Here is an 8,144-nt window from a genome sequence, read left to right as displayed (position 1 = left end):
GTTCGGGTTGGATACATCTTAGCACGCTGTCCAATTTTGCCGGACCACTTCACCATGATGCTGGTGTGGATGCCTCTCAGCGTTAATTAGGAAAGCGTGCCTGTGAGCACATAGCGCAGGATTTCCACAACCTGCGCAGGCTCGGACGCGACTGCCAGCGCAGCAGCGTCCACTTCCTTAAGCGCATGTGCATGGTCAGGCCCGTGCAGAATGATCAAAGATTTCCCCAACGCCGCAGCGTAGCCTGCGTCGAATGCCGCGTTCCATTGCTTGTACTGATCGCCAAACCGCACCACGACGACGTCAGCGTCGGCGATGCCTTTGCGGGTGCGGATCGCGTTTACCTGCGCGCCTTTGCGATCATGCCAAAACTTATCTGCCTCTGCGCCCAGAATTGCGACACCGCAATCATCACTGGCCGCGTGGTCCGTCACCGGCCCCGTGAACTCAACATCCATACCCTGCGCACCCTGAGTGATCTGCTCACGCCAATCGGTGTGGATTTCTCCAGACAGATAAACCTTCATCTTCGCTCTCCTAACAGTTTTCAAACCGTATCCGGCCGGTGATTACCCGCGCAGCACGCCGCCGGTGGCCCTGGTCACCTTCTCAATCACCTTAGCCCCGACAGCTTCAATATCGGCATCCTTCAAGGTCTGCTCACGTGGCTGCAACCGCACTGTCAGCGCGAGCGATTTCTTACCTTCGCCCAGACTGCCGCCAACAAACTCATCGAACACCCGCACATCGTCAATCAGGGCTTTGTCCGCCCCCATGGCAGCGTTAACCAGCGTCAGCGCCTCCACTTCGGCATCCACGACAAAAGCAAAGTCCCGCTCTACCGCTTGCAGGTCACTGATCTTAAGCGCGGGGCGCGTCGCACCCGCCTTGCGCGGCATCGGCACCTCGGCAGGCCAGAGAGTGAAAGCCATCGCAGGCCCCTTCACATCCAGCGCAGCCAATACTTTCGGATGCAATTCACCGTAAACGCCCAAGACCTTCTTGGGGCCAAGGCAGATCATGCCGTGACGACCAGGATGCCACCATGCGTCCGCGCCGCGCAGGATCTGTACCTTCGCAGGCGCGCCGATGGCTGCAAGAATTGCCTCTGCATCCGCCTTCACGTCGAAAACATCAACATCGCGGGCCGCGCCCAATACGTCCTTAGGACCAGTGCGGCCGACCAGAAGGCCCGTTACCTGCAATTGCTGCTCACCCGGTTCGCCGCCTTGAAAGACGGGGCCAACCTCGAACAGCGCCATGTCGGCAAATCCACGCGCCTGATTGCGTGCTGCGGCCTGCAGCAAACCGGGCAGCAGGGCAGGGCGCATGTGGCTCATGTCCTGACTGATCGGGTTCTCCAGACGCGTCGCATCGGTGCCACCACCAAATAGCGCGGCGGATGCCTGATCAATGAAGCTGTAGCTCACACATTCATGATAGCCGAGCGTGGCAGCCGTGCGCCGTGCTGCCACTTCGCGCCGCTGCGCGGGGGACATCACAGGGCGCGGGACACCAGTGGTCAGACGCGGCAATGGCCTGCCTTCAAGCTTGGTTAGTGACGCAATACGCGCGACCTCTTCGACCAGATCCGCCTCCCCCTGCACATCGGGGCGCCAGCTGGGCACATAGGCCATGTCACCGTCCAGACGGAAGCCCAACGCAGTCAGCGTCTGGCGCTGCTCTGCCTCAGGGATTTCCATCCCCACCAGCGAGATCACCCGCTTGGCGTTCAACCGGTAGGCGCGGCTGGTATCAGGCACCTTGCCCGCCACAACGACTTCTGACGCCTCACCGCCCGCGTTATCAAGGATCATGCGCGTTGCGTGCTCAATCCCGTAGGGCGTCCACCCAGGGTCAATGCCCCGCTCAAAGCGATAGCGCGCGTCCGAGTTAATCTTGAGCGCGCGGCCCGTGTACGCGGTACGCACCGGATCGAAGTAGGCGGATTCAACAAAGACGTTCACGGTCTCGTCGCTCACGCCGGTTGCCGCACCGCCCATAACACCGCCAAGGCTTTCGATGCTATTGCCGTCGGAAATTACGGTCATCCCGTCAACCAGCATGTATTCCTTGTCATCCAGCGCAACAAGCGTCTCTCCGCCCTTGGCGCGATGCACGCGCAGGCTGTTGCCCGCGATCTTGTCCGCATCAAACACGTGCAACGGGCGGTTGCGGTCGAAGGTGAAGTAGTTCGTCACATCCACAAGGAAGCTAATCGGGCGCAGGCCAATCGCGCGCAGCTTGTCCTGAAGCCACACAGGGCTTGGGCCATTTTTAACACCGCGAATGACGCGGCCATAGAACACGGGGCACTGCTCAAGCGTGTCTTCGTCAATGGTTACGCTGATGGGGCAAGGGAACGCCCCCTCAACCGCAGGCACATCGCGCTGCTTGAGTTTACCCAAACCGCGTGCGGCCAGATCGCGCGCAATGCCGCGCACGCCCAGCGCATCGGGGCGGTTCGGCGTGATCGCGATCTCGATCACCGGATCAACCTTGGCCGGATCATGTTCGGCCAGCCAATCAACAAAGCTGTCGCCGACATTGCCCGAGGGCAGCTCGATGATGCCGTCATGCTCTTCGCTGAGCTCCAGCTCCCGCTCGGAGGCCATCATGCCAAAGCTTTCGATCCCACGGATTTTGCCCACACCGATGGTGGTATCAATGCCCGGCACATACACGCCCGGCTTGGCGATCACGACGGTGATGCCTTCGCGCGCGTTGGGCGCACCACAGATGATCTGTTGCAGGCCTTCGTCGGTTTCCACCTGACAGACACGCAGACGATCCGCATCGGGATGCTTTTCCGCGGATTTCACGAAACCCAGCGTAAAGTCACGCAGCTTCGCGCCGCGGTCTTCGACCCCCTCCACTTCCAGACCCAGATCGGTCAGGGCATAGGTGATCTCATCGACCGAAGCCGTGGTGTCGAGGTGCTCTTTGAGCCAAGAGAGTGTGAATTTCATTTTTTCATATTCCCATCATGCAGTTCCGGAGGAAGAGCGTCTTTCCGCATCTCGAATAAGACCATATCGAAAAGGCTACCTGCTTCATCATCGAAAAAATTAGAGTGCTCTTGAGTTGCAGGGTCTGCCCGACTGGTTTGTTCGCGCAGATAGTTCAAAAATTCGTGATGAGCGTCGCAGACTGATTGTGGTGCTATAATTTGCATTGCAGAGCCAATTTCATTCAACCGTTTCAAACGATCATGATGAATATCAGAATCCACGAGAACACGGCGATAAATTGAAGGGCTCACCTCTTTCACGTAATCTACATATAGTTGCCGTCGCTCTTGAATGACCTCAAACTTACGATCCAAAGTACGTTGATAAGAATAGGTGAACGCTGCGATCAGTGCTGCGCCTAAAGCACCGAGAACACCGAAAAGGATACTCACCTACTCAACCCACCGTGCAAATTCGGCTGATCCAAGCTCGCGAAGCCGTAGTGCCGCAGCCAGCGCAGGTCTGAATCAAAGAACGCCCGCAAATCAGGTATCCCGTATTTCAGCATCGCAATCCGGTCGATCCCCATGCCAAAGGCAAAGCCCTGCCAGATGTCGGGATCAATCCCGCCAGCAGCCAGCACTTTGGGGTGGACCATGCCAGAGCCCAGCACTTCCATCCATCCGTCGCCCTCACCGATACGCAGCTGGCCATCGACCCAAGAGCATTGGATATCCACCTCTGCCGAAGGCTCAGTGAAGGGGAAGTGGGACGCGCGGAAGCGGGTCTTGATGCCGTCAATCTCAAAGAACGCGGCAAAGAATTCCTCAAGCGTCCATTTGAGGTTCGCCATCGAGATGTCTTTGTCGATCGCCAAACCTTCGACCTGATGGAACATCGGCGTGTGGGTCTGGTCATAGTCGGCGCGGTACACGCCACCGGGGCAGATGATGCGCAGGGGCGCGCCTTCGGCCTCCATCGTGCGGATCTGCACGGGGGACGTGTGGGTGCGCAGCACGTGTGGGGCGCGATTATCACCCTCGGCACGGGCCATATAGAATGTGTCCATCTCGGCGCGCGCGGGGTGGTGGCCGGGAATGTTCAGCGCGTCGAAGTTATACCAGTCGGTATCAATACGCGGCCCTTCGGCGACGGAAAAGCCCATCTCGGCGAAGATCGCTGTCAGCTCTTCGGTGACCTGAGACACAGGGTGCAGCGTGCCAGCGGGGCGCACCCGCGACGGCAGCGTCACGTCCAGCCATTCGCTGCGCAGACGCTCATCCAGCGCGGCATTGCCCAACGCAGCCTTCTTGGCTGCCAGCGCCGAGTTGATCTCGTCCTTCAGCGCATTAAGCGCGGGACCAGCGGTCTGACGCTCTTCTGGGGTCATCTTGCCCAGTTCGCGCATCTTGAGGGCGACTTCGCCCTTCTTGCCTACAGCCGTCAGACGAATGTCTTCCAACGCGGCCTCATCAGCCGCCTTTGCAATCCGGCCAAGGTATTTTTGCTTGAGATCATCCATGTCACGCACGTCCTTCAGAATATGCAAACCTGCTACCAGAACCGCGCGCAAACGCAACCCATGAGGGCGCGGCAGGCACCCGCCCCGTTCAGAACATTCAAACGCAAAACGCCGCCCCGATGACCGGAGCGGCGTTTCGATTTCAAGTCAGTGCGCTGGCGCTTAAGCGGCCAAAGACGCCTGAGCCTGCTTCACGATCGCAGTAAATGCTTCGGGCTCGTTCACGGCCAGATCGGCAAGCACTTTACGGTCAACTTCGATACCTGCGAGGTTCAGACCGTTGATGAAGCGCGAGTATGTCAGCGCTTCGTCGTGCATGCGAACAGCAGCGTTGATACGCTGGATCCACAACGCGCGGAAGTTCCGCTTACGAACCTTCCGGTCACGTGTTGCATACTGGTTGGCCTTATCGACGGCCTGGCGCGCGACCTTAAAGGTACTCTTGCGACGGCCATAATAACCTTTGGCTGCCTTAACGACCTTACGGTGACGGGCGTGGGTAACTGTACCACCTTTTGTACGGGACATATCGGCTCTCCTTAACGGTCGTAGGGCATAAAGCCCTTGATGATCTTGGCATCTGGCGCCGACAATGCTGTCGTGCCGCGTGCGTTACGGATGAACTTTTTAGTCCGCTTGATCATGCCGTGCTGTTTACCAGCCTGACCACCGATGACTTTGCCGGTCGCCGAGATCTTAAAGCGCTTCTTAGCGCTCGATTTCGTCTTCATCTTGGGCATTTCTGTCTCCTGTCGTCTACAGTTTAAGCGCGACTCGGCATGCCACGTGAGCCGGACGCGCAGGAATGAAATCTGGCTATAGGATGCAAGGCGTCCCAACGCAAGAGAAGAAAAAGCGAAACGACCAAATCTGCGCGCAGGCCTGTGACTGTTTCGCCAAAGCCTCAGGGCATGTACCGCGCGATCACGCCCACAAAGATGTCCGGTACCTCAGAAAGGCTATACCCCCCCGGCTTGCCCTGAATTGCAAACAGGATCAGCCCGCCCGCAATCAAGATCGTGATCGCAGATGCACGCGGCGCACGTTTGTCACTGAGTGCCGACAGAATCGAGGGCACCGAAAGTGCCGCAAGAATGATGCCGATAACCAGCGCAAGATCGGTGTCCATAACAGACCTCCCCAAAATTTCCGTGAGGTTACTCTGGATCAGACGCGAAAATCAAACGTTCATCGCAGGGCGCAACACGCAGAATATTGGTCGTGCCGGGTACGTTGAACGGCACCCCCGCTGTGACAACGACAAAGTCAGTCTCGACGGCGAAGCCTTCCTGCAATGCCGCGCGAGCCGCGCTCACCACTGCCATCTTGAAGCGGTCGAGCTCATCCGTGAGAACACAATTCACGCCCCAACTCAGCGCCAACCGACGCGCGGTCCGCTTGAGAGGTGTCAACGCGATGATCGGCACACGCGGCCGCTCACGTGCTGTTAGTAGGGCTGTTGTGCCGGAATGGGTAAAGCAGCAGATCGCTTTAACATCCGTAGTCTCGGCAATCTCGCGGGCGGCAGCCACCATCGCATCCGCAATCCCGGAGCGTGACGCAGTACGGCTGGCTTCGATGATCTGCGTGTAGGTGGGATCACGCTCCACCTCCATTGCGACATTATCCATCATGCCGACTGCTTCTAGCGGATAGCTGCCCGCCGCGGATTCCGCCGAAAGCATCACCGCATCGGCCCCCTCATAGATGGCCGTGGCCACGTCAGAGACTTCGGCACGGGTCGGCATCGGGCTTTCGATCATGCTTTCCAGCATCTGAGTGGCAACAATCACGGGCTTACCAACAGAACGACACCGGCGCACCAGCCGCTTCTGGATTGGCGGCACGGCAGATACCGGCAATTCAACACCAAGATCACCGCGCGCCACCATGATGCCGTCGCTAACGGCTAAAATATCATCAAACCGTTCAACCGCCGACGGCTTTTCAATCTTGGACAGGATCGAGGCACGCCCTTTGGCGAGCGCACGTGCCTCTGCCACGTCTTCGGGTCGCTGGACAAAGCTCAAAGCGAGCCAATCGACACCCAAAGCACAGACGAATTCGAGATCAGCTCGGTCCTTATCGCTCAGCGCCGCGAGCGGCAGCACGACATCGGGGACGTTTACACCCTTACGGTTCGAAATGGCGCCACCGGTCACGACTTCGCACTCGGCAAAATCTCCTCCACAGGATTTGACCTTCAGACGGATCTTACCATCATTAACCAACAGGGTGGCGCCCTCTTTGAGCGCCGCAAAAATCTCGGGGTGAGGCAGACAAACCCGCTGCGCGTTGCCCTCGGCCTCATCCAGATCCAACCGGAACGTCGCCCCTTCGACCAATTCTTCGCTACCGTTGGCAAACACGCCCACACGCAGCTTTGGCCCCTGCAAGTCTGCCAAAATACCAATCGTCGACCCCAGCTCTTCTTCAACGGCGCGGATCATCGCGTGCTTGGCGCGGATTGCATCGTGGCTACCGTGGCTCATGTTAAGCCGGAACACATCCGCGCCCTTCTTGTGCAAGGCCGAGATCATTTCATGCGTGTCAGAAGCCGGTCCCAGCGTTGCCACGATCTTTACATTCCGTTGACGTCTCATTCCAGTCTTCCTTCAACTTTGGGCTACACTTTGATATTGTTTATAACAGATGTTAGCGGTCACATTCTAGTCTGGCACGCATGATATCTACCTTGAAACCGAAAACGGTTACAATCTGATGACGCAACGGCACGCGTACAGCTTGACCCGCGCGGCCTGTATGCGCATTTATCCCCCATAAACACAGGAGCTACCATGACCGAGTACAGCCAAGAAGAGATCGAACTGCAAGCCGCCGCCTACCGCCGCCTGCAAAAGCACCTGATGCAGGACCGTACCGACGTGCAGAACATCGACATGATGAATCTTGCGGGTTTTTGCCGAAACTGCCTGTCACGCTGGTATCAAGAAGCCGCCGCAGAGCGGGGCGTCGAGATTGGCAAGATAGAAGCACGCGAACTGTTCTACGGCATGACCATGGATGAATGGAAAGCCAACTATCAGACAGACGCATCGGGCGCCCAGCAAGAGGCGTTCAAGACAGCATTTGCCGAGAACGTCGGCAAAGATAAATGAAAACTCCTGCGCGTAGCCACCAGACCTTCTCTATCTCATAGTGCAGATGACCGAAAACCAATCTCGGAGCGTCAATGACCGCTTCGAGCCCTTAATGTTGAAAATCTTCAGGCACCAAAAGGCACAATCGATCACTGCGCTGCTGATGTATAGGACGTTATAGATAACTACGTATTAAACTGGCCGACAGTTGGATAGCCTCATGATCTTGTATCGATGAGAGCTGATAGTGACACCATTTGAAGATGATACTGGCCAAAGAAACGTTACTTTGACTCTCCAATCACTATTAGGAGATATTCGTTTTGCCGCAACAAGCAGATTGCCCTGATGAAACCGGCACACTGAATGAAATGCACTATCGTAGGCAACTGATTTCGCACGAGGTTCTGCTGGGGACAGAATTTTCAACGTTAGATAGCGGTTTTCAGAGACAGTTGCATCAAGTGGACCAGAAAATTGTGAAAGGGCACCCGTGAAGCTCGGCCAATAAGTTCGTTCTGAAGTGGTCCTGCTTTTTAGGACAGTTTTGCGGCTTGGCTAAGATGCATC

The 8,144-nt window shown here is 57.2% G+C and carries 9 protein-coding genes; 1 reads left to right on the top strand and 8 read right to left on the bottom strand.

The genetic code is table 11. The features are described from left to right. Nucleotides 1-86 precede the first annotated feature (86 nt). From V7730_RS21090 to pyk, 8 genes are all read right to left on the bottom strand, one after another. Nucleotides 87-527 carry a YtoQ family protein gene (locus V7730_RS21090; RefSeq protein ID WP_335749528.1) on the bottom strand — a complete coding sequence of 147 codons (441 nt, stop codon included), beginning with the start codon at nt 525-527 and terminating at the stop codon, nt 87-89. 42 nt (nt 528-569) lie between these two features. Then, nucleotides 570-2,969, bottom strand: coding sequence for a phenylalanine--tRNA ligase subunit beta (pheT, locus tag V7730_RS21085; protein WP_335749527.1), 2,400 nt, complete (start codon nt 2,967-2,969; stop codon nt 570-572). Beyond that, nucleotides 2,966-3,403, bottom strand: a complete 438-nt coding sequence (locus V7730_RS21080; protein WP_335749526.1) for a hypothetical protein — start codon at nt 3,401-3,403, stop codon at nt 2,966-2,968. The genes pheT and V7730_RS21080 overlap by 4 nt, the downstream gene beginning before the upstream one ends. Continuing rightward, on the bottom strand, nt 3,400-4,473 hold the full coding sequence (gene pheS / locus V7730_RS21075) for a phenylalanine--tRNA ligase subunit alpha (protein WP_335749525.1): 1,074 nt from the start codon (nt 4,471-4,473) through the stop codon (nt 3,400-3,402). The genes V7730_RS21080 and pheS overlap by 4 nt, the downstream gene beginning before the upstream one ends. Before the next feature lie 162 nt (nt 4,474-4,635). Beyond that, a complete protein-coding gene (rplT, locus tag V7730_RS21070) occupies nt 4,636-5,001 on the bottom strand; it encodes a 50S ribosomal protein L20 (protein WP_335749524.1) in 366 nt (121 codons plus the stop codon). An 11-nt stretch (nt 5,002-5,012) separates the two neighbouring features. After that, the gene (gene rpmI, locus V7730_RS21065) at nt 5,013-5,213 is read right to left on the bottom strand and encodes a 50S ribosomal protein L35 (RefSeq protein ID WP_281990917.1); all 201 of its coding nucleotides are present in this window, start codon (nt 5,211-5,213) and stop codon (nt 5,013-5,015) included. Nucleotides 5,214-5,377: 164 nt separating this feature from the next. Beyond that, nucleotides 5,378-5,602 (bottom strand): hypothetical protein, encoded by a 225-nt coding sequence (locus V7730_RS21060; RefSeq protein ID WP_335749523.1) that lies wholly within the window; start codon nt 5,600-5,602, stop codon nt 5,378-5,380. A 28-nt stretch (nt 5,603-5,630) separates the two neighbouring features. Then, nucleotides 5,631-7,076 carry a pyruvate kinase gene (gene pyk, locus V7730_RS21055; RefSeq protein WP_335749522.1) on the bottom strand — a complete coding sequence of 482 codons (1,446 nt, stop codon included), beginning with the start codon at nt 7,074-7,076 and terminating at the stop codon, nt 5,631-5,633. Between the two features lie 195 nt (nt 7,077-7,271). On the opposite strand from pyk, the gene V7730_RS21050 reads away from it, so the two are divergent. Then, on the top strand, nt 7,272-7,592 hold the full coding sequence (locus tag V7730_RS21050) for a DUF1244 domain-containing protein (RefSeq protein ID WP_335749521.1): 321 nt from the start codon (nt 7,272-7,274) through the stop codon (nt 7,590-7,592). Nucleotides 7,593-8,144 lie beyond the last annotated feature (552 nt).

Origin of the sequence: Sulfitobacter sp., assembly GCF_036961165.1 — a bacterium.
Taxonomy (GTDB): Bacteria; Pseudomonadota; Alphaproteobacteria; order Rhodobacterales; family Rhodobacteraceae; genus Sulfitobacter.
The sequence above is the reverse complement of the archived record's forward strand: the minus strand, read 5'-3'. Positions and strand labels throughout refer to the sequence as shown.

What these genes read in the sequence shown, in the direction of transcription:
- pheS (WP_335749525.1), bottom strand. Translation starts at nt 4,473, where the DNA reads ATGGATGATCTCAAGCAAAAATACCTTGGCCGGATTGCAAAGGCGGCT.
- pheT (WP_335749527.1), bottom strand. Translation starts at nt 2,969, where the DNA reads ATGAAATTCACACTCTCTTGGCTCAAAGAGCACCTCGACACCACGGCT.
- pyk (WP_335749522.1), bottom strand. Translation starts at nt 7,076, where the DNA reads ATGAGACGTCAACGGAATGTAAAGATCGTGGCAACGCTGGGACCGGCT.
- V7730_RS21050 (WP_335749521.1), top strand. Translation starts at nt 7,272, where the DNA reads ATGACCGAGTACAGCCAAGAAGAGATCGAACTGCAAGCCGCCGCCTAC.
- rpmI (WP_281990917.1), bottom strand. Translation starts at nt 5,213, where the DNA reads ATGCCCAAGATGAAGACGAAATCGAGCGCTAAGAAGCGCTTTAAGATC.
- rplT (WP_335749524.1), bottom strand. Translation starts at nt 5,001, where the DNA reads ATGTCCCGTACAAAAGGTGGTACAGTTACCCACGCCCGTCACCGTAAG.
- V7730_RS21060 (WP_335749523.1), bottom strand. Translation starts at nt 5,602, where the DNA reads ATGGACACCGATCTTGCGCTGGTTATCGGCATCATTCTTGCGGCACTT.
- V7730_RS21090 (WP_335749528.1), bottom strand. Translation starts at nt 527, where the DNA reads ATGAAGGTTTATCTGTCTGGAGAAATCCACACCGATTGGCGTGAGCAG.